20 protein-coding genes are annotated in these 20369 nt (G+C 61.2%); 11 read left to right on the forward strand and 9 right to left on the reverse strand.

What is annotated here, in order from left to right; translation table 11 throughout:
• Positions 1–256: 256 nt before the first annotated feature.
• The 3 genes from HMPREF3171_RS10960 (at position 257) to HMPREF3171_RS10975 (ending at position 3486) form a co-directional block, all read left to right on the forward strand.
• Positions 257–835: a hypothetical protein gene (locus tag HMPREF3171_RS10960; RefSeq protein WP_083279376.1), complete on the forward strand. Its 579-nt coding sequence runs from the start codon at positions 257–259 to the stop codon at positions 833–835.
• A gap of 751 nt (positions 836–1586) precedes the next feature.
• The gene (locus tag HMPREF3171_RS10970; RefSeq protein ID WP_070451959.1) at positions 1587–2681 is read left to right on the forward strand and encodes a sensor histidine kinase; all 1095 of its coding nucleotides are present in this window, start codon (positions 1587–1589) and stop codon (positions 2679–2681) included.
• Between the two features lie 181 nt (positions 2682–2862).
• Positions 2863–3486, forward strand: coding sequence for a response regulator (locus HMPREF3171_RS10975; protein ID WP_070484946.1), 624 nt, complete (start codon positions 2863–2865; stop codon positions 3484–3486).
• Between the two features lie 55 nt (positions 3487–3541).
• On the opposite strand, the gene HMPREF3171_RS10980 is transcribed toward HMPREF3171_RS10975, so the two are convergent.
• Positions 3542–3793, reverse strand: a complete 252-nt coding sequence (locus tag HMPREF3171_RS10980; protein ID WP_070421987.1) for a hypothetical protein — start codon at positions 3791–3793, stop codon at positions 3542–3544.
• A gap of 150 nt (positions 3794–3943) precedes the next feature.
• On the opposite strand from HMPREF3171_RS10980, the gene HMPREF3171_RS10985 reads away from it, so the two are divergent.
• Genes HMPREF3171_RS10985 through HMPREF3171_RS11010 form a run of 6 tightly spaced genes read left to right on the forward strand, consistent with a single transcriptional unit; the run spans position 3944 to position 7585 of the window.
• Entirely contained in the window at positions 3944–4588 is a 645-nt protein-coding gene (locus HMPREF3171_RS10985; RefSeq protein WP_246815378.1) for an alpha-ketoglutarate-dependent dioxygenase AlkB, read from the forward strand.
• Positions 4588–5160, forward strand: a complete 573-nt coding sequence (locus tag HMPREF3171_RS10990; protein WP_070484947.1) for a LysE family translocator — start codon at positions 4588–4590, stop codon at positions 5158–5160. The genes HMPREF3171_RS10985 and HMPREF3171_RS10990 overlap by 1 nt, the downstream gene beginning before the upstream one ends.
• Positions 5157–5867, forward strand: a complete 711-nt coding sequence (locus HMPREF3171_RS10995; protein ID WP_070484948.1) for an SDR family oxidoreductase — start codon at positions 5157–5159, stop codon at positions 5865–5867. The genes HMPREF3171_RS10990 and HMPREF3171_RS10995 overlap by 4 nt, the downstream gene beginning before the upstream one ends.
• A 16-nt stretch (positions 5868–5883) precedes the next feature.
• On the forward strand, positions 5884–6165 hold the full coding sequence (locus HMPREF3171_RS11000; RefSeq protein ID WP_371327153.1) for an RNA-binding S4 domain-containing protein: 282 nt from the start codon (positions 5884–5886) through the stop codon (positions 6163–6165).
• Complete coding sequence (locus tag HMPREF3171_RS11005) at positions 6165–6854, forward strand: VOC family protein (protein ID WP_070484950.1); 690 nt, start codon at positions 6165–6167, stop codon at positions 6852–6854. Before HMPREF3171_RS11000 ends, HMPREF3171_RS11005 begins: the two co-directional genes overlap by 1 nt.
• On the forward strand, positions 6851–7585 hold the full coding sequence (locus HMPREF3171_RS11010) for a hypothetical protein (protein ID WP_070484951.1): 735 nt from the start codon (positions 6851–6853) through the stop codon (positions 7583–7585). The genes HMPREF3171_RS11005 and HMPREF3171_RS11010 overlap by 4 nt, the downstream gene beginning before the upstream one ends.
• On the opposite strand, the gene HMPREF3171_RS11015 is transcribed toward HMPREF3171_RS11010, so the two are convergent.
• The 7 genes from HMPREF3171_RS11015 to HMPREF3171_RS11045 are packed head-to-tail and all read right to left on the reverse strand — an operon-like array spanning position 7521 to position 17335.
• Entirely contained in the window at positions 7521–8207 is a 687-nt protein-coding gene (locus HMPREF3171_RS11015; RefSeq protein WP_141743405.1) for a hypothetical protein, read from the reverse strand. The genes HMPREF3171_RS11010 and HMPREF3171_RS11015 overlap by 65 nt on opposite strands.
• Positions 8171–10021, reverse strand: coding sequence for a M13 family metallopeptidase (locus HMPREF3171_RS11020; RefSeq protein ID WP_070484953.1), 1851 nt, complete (start codon positions 10019–10021; stop codon positions 8171–8173). The genes HMPREF3171_RS11015 and HMPREF3171_RS11020 overlap by 37 nt, the downstream gene beginning before the upstream one ends.
• A 9-nt stretch (positions 10022–10030) precedes the next feature.
• Positions 10031–10885, reverse strand: a complete 855-nt coding sequence (locus tag HMPREF3171_RS11025) for a cutinase family protein (RefSeq protein WP_070484954.1) — start codon at positions 10883–10885, stop codon at positions 10031–10033.
• A 12-nt stretch (positions 10886–10897) separates the two neighbouring features.
• Positions 10898–14113, reverse strand: coding sequence for an arabinosyltransferase domain-containing protein (locus HMPREF3171_RS11030; RefSeq protein WP_246815379.1), 3216 nt, complete (start codon positions 14111–14113; stop codon positions 10898–10900).
• 10 nt (positions 14114–14123) lie between these two features.
• Positions 14124–15989, reverse strand: a complete 1866-nt coding sequence (locus HMPREF3171_RS11035; protein ID WP_070484956.1) for a galactan 5-O-arabinofuranosyltransferase — start codon at positions 15987–15989, stop codon at positions 14124–14126.
• Between the two features lie 30 nt (positions 15990–16019).
• Positions 16020–16664: a response regulator transcription factor gene (locus HMPREF3171_RS11040; protein WP_070484957.1), complete on the reverse strand. Its 645-nt coding sequence runs from the start codon at positions 16662–16664 to the stop codon at positions 16020–16022.
• A complete protein-coding gene (locus HMPREF3171_RS11045) occupies positions 16661–17335 on the reverse strand; it encodes a sensor histidine kinase (RefSeq protein ID WP_070484958.1) in 675 nt (224 codons plus the stop codon). Before HMPREF3171_RS11045 ends, HMPREF3171_RS11040 begins: the two co-directional genes overlap by 4 nt.
• 92 nt (positions 17336–17427) lie before the next feature.
• Here HMPREF3171_RS11045 and HMPREF3171_RS11050 point away from each other — a divergent pair, with 92 nt between their 5' ends.
• Both HMPREF3171_RS11050 and HMPREF3171_RS11055 read left to right on the forward strand, forming a co-directional pair.
• Positions 17428–18093, forward strand: a complete 666-nt coding sequence (locus tag HMPREF3171_RS11050) for an ABC transporter ATP-binding protein (RefSeq protein ID WP_070484959.1) — start codon at positions 17428–17430, stop codon at positions 18091–18093.
• Positions 18090–19481: an FtsX-like permease family protein gene (locus tag HMPREF3171_RS11055; RefSeq protein ID WP_070484960.1), complete on the forward strand. Its 1392-nt coding sequence runs from the start codon at positions 18090–18092 to the stop codon at positions 19479–19481. Before HMPREF3171_RS11050 ends, HMPREF3171_RS11055 begins: the two co-directional genes overlap by 4 nt.
• A 115-nt stretch (positions 19482–19596) precedes the next feature.
• On the opposite strand, the gene HMPREF3171_RS11060 is transcribed toward HMPREF3171_RS11055, so the two are convergent.
• Positions 19597–20361 carry a decaprenylphospho-beta-D-erythro-pentofuranosid-2-ulose 2-reductase gene (locus tag HMPREF3171_RS11060; RefSeq protein ID WP_070484961.1) on the reverse strand — a complete coding sequence of 255 codons (765 nt, stop codon included), beginning with the start codon at positions 20359–20361 and terminating at the stop codon, positions 19597–19599.
• Between the last annotated feature and the right edge of the window lie 8 nt (positions 20362–20369).

Below are 20369 nucleotides of genomic sequence, written 5' to 3' on the forward strand. Positions count from 1 at the left end.
GGATGCTGTCGCTCGGGTGGTTCTGGGCGAATTCTTTAACCACTGATCTATTTCCCACCACTCCCTGGGGCGCCAACGGCGACAGCGTCAAGTTGTTTTTGAGCCGAAAAGATTAAGGCGCTCCAAAAAGGAGTGCAACCTTTGGAACCACTGTGGATACTAAAGTTCCAGAAGTGATCTGAACTATTGCCCTTTCTGCAGGTAGGCGGTTAGTTTCAAAAGTGTCTCCAATCCAGTCCACCACTAGAGAGGTACTATGTTTTTTCACCGTAATCGTGTCCTCGCAGGGGCAGTCACGCTGACCATTGCATGCTCGGTCGCGTCAGTGTCAGCCGCGTACGCTACTCCGTCACCCACCGACGCCCCCTCTATCAGCACTCAAAAGAGCAATGGTAAAGGGATTTCCACGAAGCATGCAGCGGGCACCAGCACTGAATTTGACCCTGCATTTGCCGAACAGGCACAGCAAATGGAAGCCGACCTGAAAACCATCATGTCTATTCCAGATGAAGTCCTCCTTCAAGGCGATGCTGCTACTCAAACATGGGTCCAGCAAAACCTTGTGACAGGGACACCGGGGGTAACTACTTACGCCAGTGTTCTTGGGTGTACTGGGGCAATTACGGGGATGATCGCAGGTAATTTGGTTGGAGCCGCCAAACTTCTCAAGATAAAGCGCTATATCAAAGAACTTGGAGGAGTGGCGGAAGCCGTTCGCGTCATGTGGGGGGCGAGCTTCAGCTACGAGAAGCTGCAAGCTCTCGGTGGAGCTGTCGGTGCACTCGCGGCGGAGCTCGTAGGAATCGCTGGCGTGCAGGAAAAGTGCTTCGACTAGCGCACGCATGTAGCAATAGTTGCACAAGAGGAAGATATGCTCGAAAAACTAGAGTACATAGGGTCTTGTTTGTCAATTGGGGCGGCAGTAGTGGCCATCGTTACGGGGCAGTTCGTCTTAGCGCTTGTTCTCGCAATCATCGGAGTGTGGGGACTAAAGCCAAACAGAAACCTCTCGAAGGCCCAAGAAATCGATTCGAGCCTACCCATCCCCTCAGCGTCTGCAATCAAGCAGTTCCGACAAGACAATCCGGACTTCTCGCTCACTGAATCAATTGTTGAGCTGCAGAAACGAGATGCTAAAAATGGAAAATGCGACCCTATCTAGTTTGCTTATCTTGGGAAAGTTTTACCGCGAAGGTGGCAAATTCCCTGGTTCGGGTACTGCTGGTCGTTGTCCCCCTTTTTGTTGAGGCTCTGGGATGGTGCCAAACAGATAAAACATGGACAGCGCCCCATGGGCTTCAGAATGGGGGTGATCTCTAGCGATGCTGTCTTACACACTGGCCAACGACGAGGGAGAGAATCAAGGAGAGTGGAAAGGTACTTTGGGTCGCGGAACAAAGCCTAGGGGTGCTCTAGTTTGAAGTGCTATCGCCTCGCTTTTCGATTGGATATTGGGGGTTCTGATCGGCCGGTTCTGGCATCGCTTTTGATTCAACGTCGATAAGTTGATAGTTGAAAATTCGATTGCTGGGTGGCGGGACGAACCGTAACTTTCATGCTTCACTGTTCTTCTATGGTTTCCATCGATGCAACTCTGGGTGCTTAATGTGTTTATTAAGGCGTTTCATTCTGGCCGCGTAGTAATAGCGCTGGTGTTGTGCTTGCTGGCTCTTACTCTGTGGGGCTTGCGCGTTTCGGTAGTCGCACCTGTCGACATTGGCACTGGGGTGCTTTTCTTCTTGCTAGCAGCTACATTGCCTCTGGCGGCATATCGGCCTACTGTCGCCGCTCTGGGGCATCTTGCGCTGTTTGCGGTCGCAAGCTTTTCCGCTCGTTCTCCAGATTTGGTGACGTTGACGTCCGTTCTGATGGTTACTGTAGTTACTGCGCAACGCAGGTATAAGACTGGAGTAGTCCTTGCAGTTTTTACGACACTACTTGGGTTTTACTCCCCGGATAAAAAGTCGTTTAGTGTGGATTCGCAGTCTGTGACCATCTTTAGCCTCATGATGGTTTGCGCATTTGCCGTTGGGTGGTTTATCAACACGGTGAATACAAAAGAAAGGCAACGCCATCTCCAGATACGCCAACGTAAGGCAGAAGTAGCTGGGCTTCTCCATGACACGGTAGCTGCTGATCTAACTGCGCTGATAGTTAGGCTTGAAGCATTGGCGATCGCCACGCCGGAGATAGAGCAAGCTCTACAGAAGTGTGCTACCACAGCGCGTAAGTCAATAGGCGGTATTCGCGCGTTAGTGGACGAGCTCAATGCCCAGGCGATCAATCATCAGCAAGCGACTGTGCCAGCGCTAACCACGACACTGATACAAACTAATCGCGCGCTTCAGGAGGCCGGATTTCATGTTGAATCCACCGCGAATATCAGCGTGGATCCCGGCACTGAGTCTATCGACAAGGCGCTCAGTCGATGTTTGTCTGAGGCCAGTGCCAATATCATCAAGTATGCCGTACCTGATTCCATGGTGAGAATGACTGCAACTGCAGATGCCAAACAAATCATTGTGACTCTCGCTAACACTTATAGACCGGGGCGTGGGCGAGCTGGTTCCAGCCATTTTGGTTTAGTATCTATGCAGCGAACGATTGCCGCCGTAGGCGGAAACATGACACTGGATAGCGCTGACGCCCGTTGGTCGATTACTTTCCATGTCCCCGTCTGAAAGGTTTCGTCGTAAATATGAATTCCGTGATCTCTCTTATGCTTACCGTTAGCCTTGTGGCAGGATCCCCCGTAACAGTCGAGGTACCTCCCGCTGAGAGGAAACCGGTGACTCATACATACCAGATTATTAAGGACTGGCTGGGGTGCAGTAAAGGTCAAACCCATCCTTGGTGTAGTAAATGAGCGCCAGGATCCTCCTTGTTGATGATGATCCCGTAATCCGGGAATCCTTTCCGCTTTACTTCTCTAAAACCCCAGACCTAGAGGTTGTTGCCACCGCCGCGAACGGGCGCTGCGCGCTGACATGGCTCGATAGTCATACCTGTGACGTTGTGTTGTCCGATGTCCGCATGCCCGATATGGATGGAGTCGAATTACTGAAACAGACGAACAGTTTCGATGAACCACCTGTTTTTGTTGTGATGACAGCTTACGACACTGACGACACGATGATTACTTCTCTTGCGCGTGGGGCGTCCGGGTACGTCATTAAAGGACAACCTCCGCAGGTAATTATTCAGGCACTCAGAGATGCGCTTAACGGAGGGACCAGTCTCTCACCCCAATGCGTGAAACGGCTGGTAGCTCAATCCCCGTGGGGACGGTTTGTCGAACGAATGGCACACGCTTCATTAACCGATAATGAGGAAGCTGTCATGGAATTGTTGCGCCGAGGAAACAGCAATAGACAAATAGCAAAAGAGTTATTTTATTCTGAATCCTATATAAAGAAAATAGTGTCTTCTCTTCTGAAAAAAATGGACTGTAGCTCTAGGGCGGAACTTATAGCTCTCCTGAACTGAGCTAATTGTTTCGGCGGAGTACTTTCGCTGTCTGGAAAAAGGCTCTTGGCGTCAGCTAGAAGTCACGAAGAAGACGACCACTACAGCCACGAAGCCTGTGCAGTCCGCATTCTGCCAATCCGCAAGCCGCGGCTACGTCAAGAAAGTGACAGTCGAGGTAGATCATGTAAAAGTCGTCTTCAACGTGGCCTTCGTACGCGTACATGCGGAACATTCCCCAGTAGATGTCGCGGATCGCTTGGGCGCCGCTTGCGTGCGGGTCGTTAGTGCGTTGGTTGCGAAACATCGGTTCGATTGCCGTGGTCATGGCCCCCTTTGCGGGGTCGTCAATAGCAATGTCGAACACACGAACGAGCGTCAGGGGATTAACCAGCAGAAATAAAAAGTAATACGGTTGCCTATTCGAACACTTTGGGTTATTGTGTGAAAATCATATAAAACGACCGCGACACGCAAGGTGGAGCAATTGCTTTTCGACGCCACCGTGATCCCACGCAAGCCACACCAGGTGATGCCTGGGGTGGTGCATCTACCTGCGTTTTTCACCTCTGATGAGCAGCGGGAAATCATCGAACAAGCGCGCGAATTAGCGAGGTCGGTTGCCGACACGCCGGTGGCGATGCGCCAACCACGGGTAGGCAAAGGGCAGATGGATGCGTGGATGCTGTCGCTCGGGTGGTTCTGGGCGACGAATCCGTACCGCATGCTGCAGGAAGTCGATGGATATCAGGTACCGCCGGTGCCGGAGAATTTCCAGCGGATCGCAGGGGAGGTGATGGATCGGGCACGCGAGATTGACCCGCGGGTTGGTGAGACTCCACGTGTGGAAACGGCGTTAGTGAATTTCTACCCGCCGGGCAAAGGAATGGGTATGCACGTCGATGCGGAGGAAGAATCTGAGAACGCGGTGGTCAGCCTGTCGTTCGGTCAGGACTGTGTGTTTCGCATCGAGGGGCACGATATTCTCCTCATGTCCGGGGATGCCCTCGTGTTCGGTGGCCCAGCCCGCCGCGCGAGACATGGCGTGCTGGGGGCGAAGAAGGGGACGTCGGCGCTGCTAGAAGGAAGACTCAACATCACGATGCGGCAAATGGAGAAGTGATGATCGCACTGCTTGGAGTCTGGTTCGCGGCAATCGTCAGCCCAGGTCCGGACCTGTTTCAGATCATCCGGGTTGGCGCGAAGAATCGACGGGATGGCATCCTGTGCGCGCTCGGCATCATGCTGGGCAACACGGTGTGGATCGTCGCGTCGCTGGCGGGTCTGAGTGCGTTGATTCAAGCGTTCCCGGAGATCCTGTCGGTGCTGCAGATCGTCGGTGGCGCCTACTTGTTGTGGATGGGCATAGGCGCGATTCGGGCGAGTGACCCGGAGTTGCCGGAAGCGCAGCAGGTGAGCAGACCGTTCCTCACCGGTGTGGCGACGAACCTGTCCAACCCGAAGGCCGTCCTGTTTTTCGGGGCGATCTTCGCCCAGTTCGCACACGTGGGCTGGTGGGCGGCGCCGTTACTGATCGTCACCGGCATCGCCTGGTTCGTCGGGTTCGCACTGGCAGTCCGCGCGATGGCCTCCAAGATTGAGCGTTACGGCAGGTGGATCGACGTGGTCACGGGCGTCATCTTTATTCTTCTGGCCACATGGATGCTGTGGGAGGGCCTACACTTCGGCGCATGAGCGAACAAAAGGTTGCAGTAGTCACAGGTGGTTCCGCGGGTATCGGCGAGGCGACGTGCCGGGCCCTTGCCGCCGACGGCTGGAAGGTCATCGTGGCGGCTCGGCGTCTGGAGAAGTGCCAGGCGATTGCTGATGACATCGGCGGCCGAGCAATCCACCTCGACGTGACGGACCCGGCCAGCGTGGCAAAACTCAACGAGCTAGAGCGCGTGGACCTGCTGGTCAATAACGCGGGTGGTGCAAAGGAGACCGACTACCTGCGGGATGCGGATGACGCGGACTGGGAGTGGATGCTCGAGACCAATGTGATGGGCACGATGCGGGTCACCAGGGCGTTGTACCCGCAGATCAAGGCATCGGAGGGACTGGTGGTCAACATTGGATCGGTCGCGGGCACGGACGCGTACAAGGGCGGGTCCGGCTACAACGCGGCGAAGTACGGCCTGCGGGGTATGACCAGGGCGATGCGCAGGGAGGAGGCGGAGAACAACATTCGTGTGTGCGAGATCGACCCGGGTCGGGTGAAGACCGACTTCTCGCTGAACAGGTTCGGCGGCGACGAGGAACGTGCGCAGAAGGTTTACGAGGGCAACGTGAACCTCACCGCCGAGGACATTGCGGAGGCGGTGCGGTGGGTGGCGAGCCTGCCGAAGCGGGTAAACATCGACACAATGAGCATCATGCCGGTCGATCAGGCGGACCGATAGACTGTCCGGCATGCATATGGACGTGTCGATTTCGGGCGAATCAATCAAGCTCGGACAGTTCTTGAAACTGGCCAACCTGGTGGAATCCGGTGGTCACGCGAAGGAAGCGATTGCTGGGGGAGAGGTGCTGGTCAACGGTGATGTGGTCACCTCGCGGGGGCATTTGCTTCACGACGAAGACACCGTCTCGATCGGCGACGCCTCCGCAACAGTGATGGCGGACTCGGACGGTGACGATTACTTCGATGAGCGCACCGCCAACGACGATTTCGATCCGGAGAAGTGGAGGAACATGTAATGCCTGCATTCGAGGGCAAGGATGGCATGCCGTTTTGGCAGGACCTGATGACCACGAACGTGCTGAAGTCCACGCACTTCTACAGCAACGTATTCGGCTGGGAGATTGTCGACGGGACTGCCCGCAAGGATGGGCTGCCGGTGGCGGGCCTGGTGTCTGGTAAGGCGGACGGTTGGGTGACGTCATTTATGGGCGGCGGCGAGGTGGAGAAGCTCGGCGGGCGCATCCTGAGCGCGGACGACGAGCTGACGCTTTGTGAAGACCCATCCGGTGGCCTGTTCGGCCTAATGGATCCGGAGGAGCGCTTCGTCGCAGCAGGTGAGCCAGGGGTGCCGGTGTGGTACGAGTTGGTGACCACGGACCAGGCCACCATCGATTTCTACGGCGACCTGTTCGACTGGGAGATCCGCGAGGAAGACGGCTACTTCCTGGCGTTCGAGGACGGTGCGCCGTTCTTGGGCATGTATGTCGGGGAGGCGGCGTCGTGGGTGAGTTACTTCGGTGTGGAAGACCTCGAGGCGGCGTGCAAGGCGGTCGAGGCGCACGGCGGCACGGTGCTCGTCGGGCCTGGCCAGGGCGCGTTTGGGCCGATGGCGGGCATTGCGGACCCGAATGGGGCGCAGTGCTTCATCGTCGAGGTTGACGTGCCGACGTTCGAGGAGATCAGCGAAGCGGACTCTGTGCTGTGAAACGTGTAGGGGCGGCGCTGCTGGTGGCGTCGTTGAGTTTCCCGCTGAGTGCCTACCACGTGGACCCGTCGTACAACAGGGACCGGACGGGTCTTGCTGTGGTGCATCCGGACGGGCGCGTGTCCATTTCGCCGAAGGCGGAGGAGGCCCGGCCGGCGCTGTCGCTGGCGAAGCTCTATCTGGGCTACTACGTGCTGTACAACGGCACGAAGGCTGAGAAGAAGCAGGTGGAGGAGATGATTGCCTCCTCTGATGACGGGATTGCCAGCACGTTGGATGCGAAGTATCCGGAGGCGATCGATCAGATTGCCGAGGACTTTGACTTGAAGCAGACGGCACGTGGTGTGTCGTGGGGGAAGTCGCAAACTTCGGCGCGGGATCTGGCCACGTTCATCGCGTCGATTGTGTGGGACCCGGCGGCGAAACCGCTGTTCGCGGGCATGGAGAAGCAGACCGCGGTGGCGTCGGACGGTTTCATCCAGGGGTTTGGCACGGCCCGGTTGAAGCGTGTGAAGGGCTCGAAGATGGGTTGGTCAGACGACCGGGAGAGTGCGACGGGCTCGGTGTCCTGGGGTGAGATCGGCAAGGAAACGTGGGCGGTGGCCGCACTGACGTACGGCACCGCCTATGAAAACACGGTGGATACCAACGTGGGTATCAACCAGGTCAACGACGGAGATGCTCCGCGACATCCTGCACTCGACGGCGGATTTCTGCCGGTGTGGAAATGAACCCCTTGGCGTAGTACTCGGTGCCTTCGAGCCCTGAACCTGCCGGGACCTGCACGAATCCCTCTCGGTTGGTGGTGGGGAAGGTGAAGACGTAGTCGTCGGCGGTGGGGGCTGGGGTATCCCCAAGCACCCAGGCGGTGACGGGGCCGGGCAGTTGGTCGACGGCGCGTTGGGCGTCTTCGGCACGGTCGACGTCGAGGATCGTCGTGCCGGAGAGTTCAGCGGCGGCGGCCACGTCGGGGCGCCACAGCATCTCTTTGGCATTGTCGGGCCCGTCCCACACGGAGACGGCCCACGCGCCGGTCGGGTTGCTCGGCTTGAACACAACACCGAGCTCATGCTTCTCGACGACCACCTCACCCGACCACTTCGTCGCCGGCATCGCATGATCCACCGCACTGCCAAGCATGAGCATGGCGGCGTGTGTGATCCTGTCTGGAAGGAGTGCCAGGTAGTTCGGGCCGTCCTCGTAGGTCGCCTCGATGTAGGAGGCGAGCTGCTCCAACTGCAGTTCCGGCGGCAGGTCGCGCTTGACGCCACCGACGTTGAAGTTCGGGTCACCCTGTTCGTTGAGCGGGTATTCCTCTACCAAATCGTCACCCTGTCCTCGGGCTCGATCCACATCTTGGAGCCCTTCTCTACGTCGAAGGCGTCGTAGAACTCGTCGATATTCGCAGCGATGACGTTGCAGCGGAACTCGTTCGGGGCGTGCGGGTCAATGGCCAGCAGCTGTGCCGCCATCTCCGGACGGGCCTTGGAACGCCACACGCGAGCCCACGCGTAGAACAGGTTCTGGAAGCCTTCGCGGGTTTCTTCGAGGCCCTTGTCGGCGAGGTATTTCTTGTACGCCACGACGGCGATGCCGAGTCCGCCAAGGTCACCGATGTTCTCGCCGAGGGTGAACTCGCCCTTCACTCCAGAGGTGTCGGTGCCCTCCAGGACGGATGGGACGAGCCCGTTGAACTGCTCGACCAGTTTGGAGGTGAGTTCCTCGAAGTTGGCGCGGTCCTGTTCGGTCCACCAGGAGTTGAGGTTGCCCTGGCCGTCGTAACGCGAGCCCTGGTCGTCGAAACCGTGGCCGATCTCGTGGCCGATCACCGCGCCGATCGCGCCGAAGTTCTGGGCGGCGTCGGCATCGGGGTCGAAGAACGGCGGCTGCAGGATCGCGGCCGGGAAGGTGATGTCGTTGACTACCGGGTTGTAGAACGCGTTGACGGTCTGCGGGCTGGACACCCACTCGTCGCGGTCGGATGGCTTGCCGATCTTGCCCAGCTGGTAGTCGTGCTCAAACGCGGCACCGCGGCGCACGTTCTCGACGAGGTTGTCCGTGAACTCCAGGCCTTCGTAGCTGCGCCACTTGTCGGGGTAGCCGATCTTGGAGTTGAACTGGGAAAGCTTCTCCGCGGCCTTCTTCTTGGTTTCTTCGCTCATCCAGGGGAGGTCGGCGATGCGGGTGCGGTAGGCGTCGATAAGGTACTGCACCAATTCCAGCATCTGCTCCTTGGACTGCGGCGGGAAGTGGCGCTTGACGTATTCGCGTCCGATGTCCTCGCCGATGAGGGATTCTGCGAGGGCCACGCCGCGCTTCCAACGGTCGCGCTGCTGGGTCGCGCCGGAAAGCTTCTTGCCGTAGAACTCGAAGTTTGCCTTTCCGATCTCCTCGCTGAGCACGCCGGCGCGGGAGCGCAGGATGTTCCACGCAGCCCACAGCTGCCAGTCGGCGAGCGTTTCGCGGCGCAGCATTGCGTCCAGATCCGCGGTGTAGGAGGGCATCATGTCGATGACGCGGCCGTCGGGGAGGCCGGAGGCGCGCAGCATCTTCTGCACCAGCGGCGGCATGTCCGAGAGTTCGGCCGGGTTGTAGGTGGCGATCGCGTCGCGCGACTTCACCACATCCCAGTGGGAGTCTGCCAGCGCCTTCTCCACGTTGATAATGCGCTGTGCGGCGATCTCCGGGCTCAGCCCCAGCAGGTACTTCGGGGCGAGGAACTCGAGCATGCGCGCGACGTGCTTCTCATAGTCAGCGAGCGTCTGTGCGTGTTGTTTCTCGTGGTAGTAGGCCTCGTCGGGAAGCCCAAGCCCCGATTGCACGAGGTACGGGACGGAATCCTCGCCCTGGGAATCCTTCTCCACCCAGTAGGTCAGCGGTGCGCCAATGCCTGTGCGCTCCAAGAGCCCTAACTTTTCGACGAACTCCTCAACGCTCGCCACCTCAATCAACTCCAAGTCGGCGTTGAGGGCGTCGATGCCTGCAGCGTTGACCGCATCCACGTCCATAAAGGAGGTGTAGAGGGCGTTGCCGTCCGCAAGAATGGCGTGGACATCTTCCTCCGCCTTATCGCGCAGGGCGTAAAACGCGCCGTCAATGCCGCGGTCAGCGGGGATTTCGTGGTTGGCGACCCACTCGCCGTTTACTACTTCAAAGAGGTCATGCATGCCACCATGCTACGGAATTGGCACCTGGATCGGGGCCAAAGATTGCTCAATAATCCAGTTGGATGCCTCCCGCTGCTGGCCGAGGGTGTAGCTGCCGTGCAAACCAATGTCGTGGAAGACAGCAAACGCGCCCAACCCGAGGGAACGGAACAGGTTGTTGAACTCCCCGAACGGGATCTGCCCCGCAGCCACGTTGGTACGCATCGCCGGGGAGACAAGACCACGGTGCGCCTCGTTCATGTTGCACACCAGGTCACCGGCGTTGCAGATCTCTAGCACGCGGGGGCCGAGCTCGCCGTAGCCCTCCGGGAGCGGGCCGAGGGACCCGCGTGCGTGGGGGGAGGTGCCGTGGGACAGCACCGCACCGTTGTCGCCCTGGTACGGGTTGGCAAACAGTGCCACACCCGAGACCTTCTCCGGCGCGATCGGGCCGCGACCGTGCGCAATATCACTGGTCAAGCGGGCGGCGATGTCGGCGCCGAGGGAGTAACCGGTGAAGGAGAAGCGGGCGTCCGGGCACGCATTGGCTAGGCGGGTGACAGTTGCACGCGCCTTGTTGTAGCCAGTGGCGGACGCCTGCTTGTACGGGGTAGCCGCGAACGGGGTGGAGCGGTACGAAACCCAGACTGGATCGATCTCGCCGGCGGTGCCGAGCTTGGTCAGGATGCCCGTCATGAACACGTTGCCACCGTGCGGCACGTAGTCCGGGATCCCCTCAGCCGTGTTCGCCCCGCCCGGCACCGCAACCAAGTAATGCGCGGAGCACCCCTGCTGCTTGAAGGGCTGTGCTTCCGCAGTGGTGGTTGCGGTGGCGATGACGCTGAGGGCAGCGACGCAGGCTGCGAGAACATTTCTGAGTTTCATGACATGTGCATCCTAACCCTGCTCGTCAGGGTTTCGCACCTTCATCGGTCCGGGGGTGTACAGGCCGGAACGTGTGGTCACCTCGGTGTCCACGTGCGCCAACTCGGGAACGTCGCCGACAGAGTTGCGGCGCGGCTCGTACTGCGCCACCGAACCCCAGTCGCGCTGCCAATCGTCCTTGAGGTAGCCCGGGATCTCATACGAGGTGTTCACGGCCTCCGCAGGGGCGAGCGCGCCGCCGCCGAGGAAGTCCATGAAGCCAGAGAGCTGCTGCTTGCCCGGGGCGTCCGGCATGATGCGGAACTCCGGAATCTCCGTCACGCCGTTGGCGTGGAAGAACGGGCGCTGGCAGGGGTATTGGAACGCGACGGTCCAGTCGAGCAGGCCCGGGGTGTCGGAATCGAAACGCTCAGACAGCGGGATCAGCTTCGGATTGCGCAGCGGGGTGACCGCCAACCAGTCCTTCTCCGCAAGGGAGGTGTCCTCGCCGACGAGACGCACCACGTTCGCCTCCTCCGGCAGGTCCGCCAGCGGGAAGCGCAGGTTACGCCACAGCGGGGTTGGGCCCTGGTCCAGCATCTCTACCTCGCCGAGCTTGCGCACCACACCGTCCTTGTTGGTGCCGTACTCCAGCTTCAGCTCGGTGCCTTCCTGCTCCACGCCATTGATGTCGTGGTGGGCGATGCGGCCGGCGACGGAGGTGACCAGGAGAGGGCGGTCGTCGCTAAGCTGCGGCAACTCGTACCACGTGGTCTCGAGCGACGCGGACTGCTTCGGCTCATCATCGAAGGTGCCGGCAACCGGAATGCGGTTGTAGTCCAGGCCGAACGGCAGGCGCACGGTCGAGCCGTTCACGCCGCGCATCGACTTCGGACGGTTGCCCTGGGTGTTCACACGAGAGGTGGACTGGGCTTCGTCGGAAGCGGGATCGACGTCGGCGGTGTCGTCGTCAGACTGTGTGTCGCTCAGCGTGCGGTCCGAAGTATCGGCCGTCTCCGAAGCGATGAACGCCGGCACGCCGTCCGGAGTGAAGCCGATGTTCTTGCCCGCATCCAGGGACTTGCCCAGCGGAACGCCGCCGACGGGGGTGAGGAAGGACTCGTTCGTGTCGTCCTCCAGAAGCACGTCGCCGCCGAGGGCACACACGTCGCCCTTGAACGACTTCACGTTGCCCATACCCACCGAATACGCCGGGGCCTGGGAGACGAACGACTTCACAAACGTCAGGCACGAGAACGTCACCATGAGGATCGCAAACACGGCGATCGGCGCAGCCATCACGCCCGACCAACGGGTGCTGATCGCGCGCGGGCCGCGCATCGACTGCACTACACCAATTGCGAACACCACCAGGGCGCTCGCCAGCACCACAGTGTTGGCCTCGATGGCCTTGAACTGCACAGTGCGGTCCCACCACGGCACCGCGAACGAGGACACGTACCACCACGCGTTCCAACCCGCCAGGGTAAACGCCATGAGGAACAGCACCGCAGCCATAGCGAACGTGCGGTTGCGGTCCGACTTCATCGCAATCCGGGAGAGCACCACCGCACCCACAGCCGCGATCGCACCGCCGAGACCCGCGTAGATGCCGAAGTGGTGCGTCCACTTCGTCGGGGTGAACAGCAGGAAGAACGTCGCCATGCCAAGGATCAGCATCATGCGCTTGGTCGTGCCGGTGGTCTTGTCGCCCTTCGCCAGCGCCCACAGGATCAGGCCGGTGCACAGCAGCAGCACGAACATGGGGAAGCGGCGCGACATGGAGCCGTCGACGGTCTGCTCTAGAAGCGTTGCGTAGCGGGTCCACTCCTCAAACCAGCTCAGGGCAGGGCCGACCTCGGAGCGCACCTTCGTCGCCTCGAGCACGGTGGCCAGAGTTTGGTCGTGGAACACCGGCACCATCACCGCCAGGCCCGCGCCCATAAACGGCGCGACGTAAGAAATTCGGGGCTGCGGGCGCGAACCGATCATGCGCAGCACCGCAGGCAGCGAAATCAGGAACACGCCAACCGCTGCGAGGCCGGTCGGGCCGCACGCCAGGGTAAACGCGGCGGTCACGGTGCCCCAGGCTGCCGGGGTGAGACGGTTCGTGGCAATCGCGCGCTCGAACAGCGCCCAGGTAGCCATCAGGCCAACGGCGATGATCGGCTCCGGGCGGGTGCCGTTGTTGTACGGCAACCAGAACGCCAGGAACACAAACGCCGCCGTCCAGTGGGCGACCCTGCGCTCGGCGACCTCCGGGCCCAACTTCGGCAGGATCTCGCGCGACAGCAACCACCACGTGCCAAGCGCTGCAAACAGGGCCGGCAGGCGCATCCACATCGACGCGGTGGTGACCTCCGACAGCAACGACAACACGTCGTAGAACGGGGAGCCGAACGGGGCCTCCGGCACGCCGTACCAGCGGTAGTAGTTGGCCATGTAGTCCGTGTTCGCGGCCACGCGCGCCATGGTCAGCAGGAAGCCATCATCGGAGGTGTTCGCGCCGAAGATGTGCCAAAAGCCAAGGACACCGGCCACGACGCCGTCGAGAGGCTGCAAGCCCTTTGCTTGTCGACGACGATAGCGCGCCGGCCCATCCAACTTCCGCAACGCCCACAAACTGACCAGGGCGCTCAGCAGGCCGCCCCACATCGCAATGTTTTTGATCAGCGTCGGGGAGGACGTGAAGCGGGAGTTGATGTTCATGTGGGCGGCAAGGCCGTCGTCGATAAGCGACTGCTTATTTTCCAACTCCGTGTACATACCCGTGACCTGCGGGCGGTAATCATCCTCGCTGGTCTCCGAGTGAGACGTGCCGGGGATCTCAACCGTCGTTTCCTCGTGCGTCACGCTGACGTGCAGCTGCGCGCCGTCGGGGAGGTTGCGGACCTCGGCCGGGGTGAGCTCGAACAGCACGTCATTGAGGGAAGTCACCACCAGGCCACCGCCAGGGGCAGTGATAAACAGGCCACGGTCCGTCGCCTTATTCGACGACTCCGGCAACGTACCGAAGATCAGACTCTGGCCCTCACGCAGTTCGCCGACGCTGTTGGCCGGCACCGTGACCTCAAGGTCCTGCGGAGCCAACGAAATCAGCGGCGCGTTGATCGAACCAACCGTGTCGTTCTGCGGCCACGACACGCTCGCCTCCGTCTGCTTCACCGGCAAAAACGGGGTGAGCAGCAGAAGCACAAACGCGATGAGACCAGAAACGGTCGCAATAAGACGAGTAGATCCAGTTTTCACTCCGGTCACCTTACTTCCTCACCGCGACAGCAAACGGTCCGATGAACTTCACGTCCCAATTCGCCTTGTCAAACGCCTCCGGGTTGAAGAACAACCCCTGGTAGCGCACGTTCGGCTGGCTTGGGTAAATGTCGTGGGCGATGTGGGTCTTAAAGTCAGAATCCTCACTGCCGCGGAAAATGAAGGCAGTCGGCGGCTCCCACTGACTGTTGTCGATAGCCTCCGTGAACTTCTTCGGGTCGTCGTAAGAAATCTGTGACCACGACTCCAGCTCACCGTTGCGCTGCTCAAACTCGCCGAGCGGGTTAGCGTAGTGGCTGGTAAACGCGTTGAAGCCGAAGAACGGCTGGAAGGCCATGAAGTTGATCTCGTCGGTGTAGATCACCGCCTCGTTCTTCATGTGGCCGTGCTCCTCGATGTAGTCGGCGATCTCGTTGTAGAACCGGCCCGCATCCGCCGGGAAACGGTCTGCACGCTCGCCGTAACCATCCGTGTCGGCGTAGGCCTGGTCGATGTACGCCTCGTTCTTCACCGCAATGTGCTGCACCATCTGCAGCGACGCCACCGCCACCAGAACAATCGCCACCACGTTCAGGGCGGCCTTGTTCTTCACCTTCCGCTCCAACCAGGTCAAGCGGAAGTTCGCTACCGCAATCACGCCGAGGGTGGCAAACAGCAACACAACCAGCACCTCGAGGCGGAAGCCCAGCAGGGAAGTGCCCAGGAGGGTGATCGCCATGGAGGCGAGCGCCCACACGTAGCTCACGCCAATCGCCGCGCCCAGGGAGGCGATCTCCGGGTCGCGGAACCGCACGATAAGTCCAATGAGGCCGAACAGGCACAGCAGGCCTACCAGGGACAACGACAGGAACGGGAGGGCAAAGTAGGTGCCCTCGATGGGCAGGAAGTGGTTCGCGGTAGATTTCAGCGCCTCGTCACCGGTGACTACACGCCAGATGTACGGACCCCACGAGATCGCAGCGATGGCCATGGAGGCGAACCCGACGATGAACAGGTGCTTCAGCGGGGTCAAGGTGCGCTCGCCGGTGAAGAACATCACCACCGCGATCACCACGACCGTCAGCGCGCCAATGGCGGTGAACAGCGTGTAGAACGACGCGGAAATGCCCAGGTAGATCGTCAACGCGGCGGTGGCTGCCCACGAGCCACTCAGCGCCCTGTGGGCCCATACCGCGGCGGCTGGAAGGAACATCGCCACGATTGCCGCGTAAGGCTCCTCTGGGACTTCCGTCAGCACGATCGCGGTGGTCACCACGGCAATCGCGGTAGCAACCGGCAGGGAACCGACGAGCCTGCGCCAGATCGGCGTCAGCATCGCCGCACCCGCCGCCAGGGTGGCAATCGCGTACGGCTGGTACACCTCCCAACCGTCCATACCCAGCACGTTGGCCACGCGCCCGCCAACCCAGAACCAGCCCATGGGGTAGAAGGTGGGCAGGTCCTTGTACGCCATGTCCGCGTGGCCCAGGTTTTCGGTCATGCGGGACAGGAACTGCGTCCTAAACCCCTGGTCAACCTGGATGCCGTCGAGATACAGCTTGGTGGCAGACAGTGGAATGCCAAGCGTTGCGACGACCAACCCCGCCGGCACCAACGCCATCACCGCCGAAATGATCCAGTGCTTCTTCCCGCGCGTCCACAGCACCGCCAGCACAGCGGCGATGCCCAACAGGACGAACGACACACCGGTGGCCAACGACCTGGTCACCATGGAGGTATTGAACGCCGGCAGCGAGATCTGGTGCAGCACAAACCACGCAGCAAGCGAGAGAATGCCGCCTGCGAGCCCCGCCGCGACGGTACGGACGGCTGCCTGCCCCGGTGACAGCTCGTCGGGATGATAAGCGGTAGTCATGCGTAATAGTGTCGCATACGCTGCCGACACTCACCCCACGCCACGTTCCGCCAGGTACATCAGGATTGCCCGCACGCGCCTATTGTCCTCGTCCGGAGTGAGCCCCAGTTTGGAGAAAATGCTGGACACGTGCTTCGCCACCGCCGCACCGGAGAGGTAGAGCTTGCCCGCGATCTCGCTGTTGGATAGGCCTTCTGCCATGAGTTCGAGCACCTCCACCTCGCGAGGGGTAAGTGTGGTCAGCCAGCGTGAGCTCGCCGCCATGAGTGCGCCCGCCACGTCCGGGTCGATGACCACGCCGCCACCTGCCACGGTCTCGCAAGCCTGGATGAAGTCCTTCACCTCGGCGACGCGGTCTTTGAGCAGGTAGCCGGTGCCGCCGTCGCCGCCGGAGAACAGTTCCCGCGCGTAGGCAGGCGCGACGTATTGCGATAGCACCAGCACATTCACCGGGCCGCGTTTGCGTAGTTCCAGGGCGGCTTGGAGGCCGTCGTCACGCATGTTCGGCGGCATGCGCACGTCCGTGATCACCAGGTCGGGCCCATACTTATCGACGACCCCCAGCAACCCATCCGCACTCTCCACCTGCGCCACAACCTCGTGGCCGCGCCGGGTGAGCAACCCTGCAACACCCTCCCGCAGCAGCGCAGAGTCGTCCGCGATAACGATCCTCATGGCGCAATCCCACTTTCTCCTCGGAACAACAGCAACGGAATACGTGCGGTGACGGTGGTCGGCCCACCGTCCGGCGAGTGCAGCTCCATCTCACCGCCGAACGCCGCGATGCGTTCTCGCATGCCATCCAACCCACCGCCGGGTGTGATGCGTGCGTTGCCGCCGCCCTGGTCAGTGACGGAAACATTCAGGGTGTGGTCGCAGGTGACCAGCACGCTGACCGGTACATGTGGTGCGTGCTTCGCGGCGTTGGTTAAGGCTTCGGTGGTGAAGAAGTAGGCGGCGGCGGTGACGGAGGCGTCGATACGCGGCAGCTCGTGCGGGGCACGGACCGTGACATGCGGGCCGTGCTGTGCGGCGGCGGTCTCGATCGCGGCAACCAGCCCGTGGTCCGACAGTTCCCGCGGGTGGATGCCACGTACGGTGCGGCGGAGTGCGTCGAGGCCGTTGTGGAGGTCGCGGGCGGCGTCGTCGAGAAGCTGCGATTCAATGTTCAACCTTGCCTCACCCAGTTTCATCGCGGCGGCCACAAAGTATTGCTGCGCGCCGTCGTGCAGGTCGCGCTCGATGCGCAGCCGCTCCACCTCATACGCCTCCGCGATCCTGCGCCGCGAAACCGTCAGTTGGTGGATTTTGGTGGCAGCTCGCTCCTCGTGTTTATGTCGCCGCATGGCCCCGAGCGTAGCCAGGTAGAGCTAGCACTACCCATATTCGGGACCCAGAGCCATAGTGCTTATCGACGACCACCTGTGGAATAGACACCATGCTTGAACTCAACGACATCACGAAGTCCTTCACCCAACAACGGGTCCTCGAAGGCATCAGCCTGACGGTTGGAGGCGGCGAATCCGTCGCGATCATGGGACCCTCTGGCTCCGGCAAGTCGACCCTGCTGCACTGCATGTCCGGCGTGCTCGTGCCCGACGACGGTCAGGTGCGTTTCAACGGCCAGGACGTGTCGGCCATGAGCGACGCGGAACGCTCGCGCCTGCGCCTGGAAAACTTTGGCTTCATCTTCCAAGACGGCCAGTTGCTGCCGGAACTGACCGCCACCGAAAACGTCGCCCTGCCGCAGATCATGCGCGGGGTGTCGCGGGCCGAGGCGCATAACGAAGCCATCGACATGCTGACCCGGTTGGGCTTGGGGGCCTTTGTAGATCGGTACCCGGGGCAGCTCTCCGGCGGCCAGGTGCAGCGCGTGGCCATCGCGCGCGCGTTGGCCGGGCCGCCGTCGGTGGTGTTTGCCGACGAACCCACAGCGGCGTTGGACCAGGCCACCGGGCATGAGGTCATGCAGCAGATCGTTGCAATCGCGGAGAAGTTCGGTGTGACACTCGTGCTGGTCACGCATGACCCGAAGATCGCCGACTGGTGCAGCCGCCGCGTCGAAATCCGCGACGGCCTGATCCACTCGGAGGTGACACGATGAGTGCGGTGACGTTGATGCGCTCGGCGGTGTCGTCGACAAGCGAAGGGCGCTCGCAGCGGCAGATCGGCGAACGTTGGGTACGTGCGCTGTCGCTGGTCGCGGTGACCGTAGCGACGTGGATGCTGTGCACGCTCATGGGCGGCACCTGGATGTTCTTCGCCCGCGACCTGCACCCGCACGAGGCGCTCGTGGAAATCGCAGAGTCGATGGGCGGGCCGATTTCCACGGCGTATATCTTCCTCGCGCTGTTCGCGTGCGTGCTACTCGTGCCAAGCCTGTTGGGGCTGCTTACCCAAGCCGCACGGGCGAACCTCGGCGGACGCGAAGAACACCTTGCGGCGCTGCGTCTCATCGGCGCGACGGCCGGCGAAGTGCGCGGGATGATGATCCTCGAATCGCTGCGCCAAGCTCTGGTTGGTTTGGTGCTCGGCTCGGTGCTGTACGTGGTCACATGCCCCGCGTGGTCGCTGCTGACCTTCCAAGACAAACCCGTCGGCGCCTGGGAGATGCTCACCTGGTGGGTCATCCCCATCGCGTGGATCGTGGTGTTGGTACTAGCCGCGTGCTCAGTGTGGCTTGCCTTGCGACGAGTCGCCGTCACCCCTCTCGGCGTCACCAAGAAAATCCCGCCAAAGGGACAAAACATGATCACGCTGGTGCTGTCACTGGTTGGCGCGGTGGTGCTGTACCGCTACCTCAGCTCGCTGACTATCGCTCCGCAGGCAGACGCGTTGGAGTTCGGCGCCTTGTTGGTCGTGGCAGGCGGCGTCCTTACTGTCAACGCATTGATCGCCGTCGGCGTGATCCAACTCCTCGCACGCCTGAGCTACTGGGTCCCCGGAGCTGCGAATTACGTGGCCACGCGCCGGGTCGGCCGAGGCGCGAAAACCACCTGGAAGCGAGTGACCGCCCTGTACTTCGTGGCGTTCATCGGCGGCGTCGGCGCCTGGATCTCCGCAGTACCGGACATCGAGGACGAGCCCGCCCTGAAGATGATTACGGGTGATATTCCCTCCGGCGTGGTCATCACCGCCGTCTTCGCGGCGGTCCTGTTGGTGTCGTCCACGCTGCTCACCCAGGCACTGTCCGTGGTGGAGCAGAAGCAACTGACCAAATCGCTCTACTTCATTGGAGCGCCGGCCGCGTTCCACACCAAGGTTGCCGTGCGCGAGGTTGGGGTTCCCATGCTGGTGGTGGCCCTGCTGGGATTCGGCATGGGCAGCCTGATGGGCACCATCATGGTCATGGTTCACGTCAACGTGCTGGACAAGGTGGCCCTGTTCGGCGCGCTTGTTGCGGTCGCGCTGGTTGGCTGTGTCCTGGCGGTGGTGGGGACCGGTCGGCTTCGCGAGCAGGTGCTGATGGGGATGGGCCGCGCCAAGGACTAGAAAATAGTTCCCGGGGTGTGAACTATCTTCCACCAAGACGAAAACGACCTGCAGGGAGTGAATCTTTTGCAGGTCGTTTTTGAAGAAAGTTCCCCGGCTGGGAACTATTTTGGCGCTAGAAGTTCAGCTTGCTCATGATCGGCGCCGGGATCGCCTTCAGCACCAGGGAGATCGGGCCAAAGAGCTTGTGCACGAACACGGAGGACTTGCCGGCCAGGGCGGCCTCCACGGCAGCCTCGGCGACGTCTTCCTTGTTCACGGTCAGCGGGGCCTCGTCGAGACCATCGGTCATCTTGGTGCGCACCTGGCCCGGGCGTACCACGGTGACCTTCACGCCGCTGTCCTTCAGAGCCTCGCCGAGCTGCAGGTAGAAGCCGTCGATGCCGGCCTTCGCAGCACCGTAGACAAAGTTGGAACGGCGCACGCGCTGGCCCGCCACCGACGATAGGGCGATGATGTTGCCGCGGCCCTGGCGCTTCATCTCCTGGCCCAACAGCACACCGACCGACATCGGGGCGGTGAAGTTGATCTGCGCCGAAGCGACGGCGGCAGCCTGGTCCTGCCAGAGCTGCTCCTGGTCACCCAGGGTGCCGAAGGCGACGACAGCGACGTCGACCTCGCCGTCCTCAAACGCCGCATCGATCACGGCAGGGTGGGAGGCGAAATCCAGGGCGTCGAAATCGACCAGGCGTACATGGCCTGCGCCGGCGTTCTGGACTTGGGCGATGGCGTCGTCGATACGCGGGGAGTCCTTGCGCGCACACAGGGTGACGGTGGGGTTGCCGCCGCGGGAGACGAGCTCGCTGACAATCGCGAGCCCGATCTCACTCGTGCCGCCGAGGAGGAGGATGTGTTGGGCTTGGCCTACTGCGTTCAGCATGGGTACTC

It is taken from the genome of Corynebacterium sp. HMSC08F01, from assembly GCF_001807545.1.
Lineage (GTDB): Bacteria > Actinomycetota > Actinomycetes > Mycobacteriales > Mycobacteriaceae > Corynebacterium > Corynebacterium coyleae.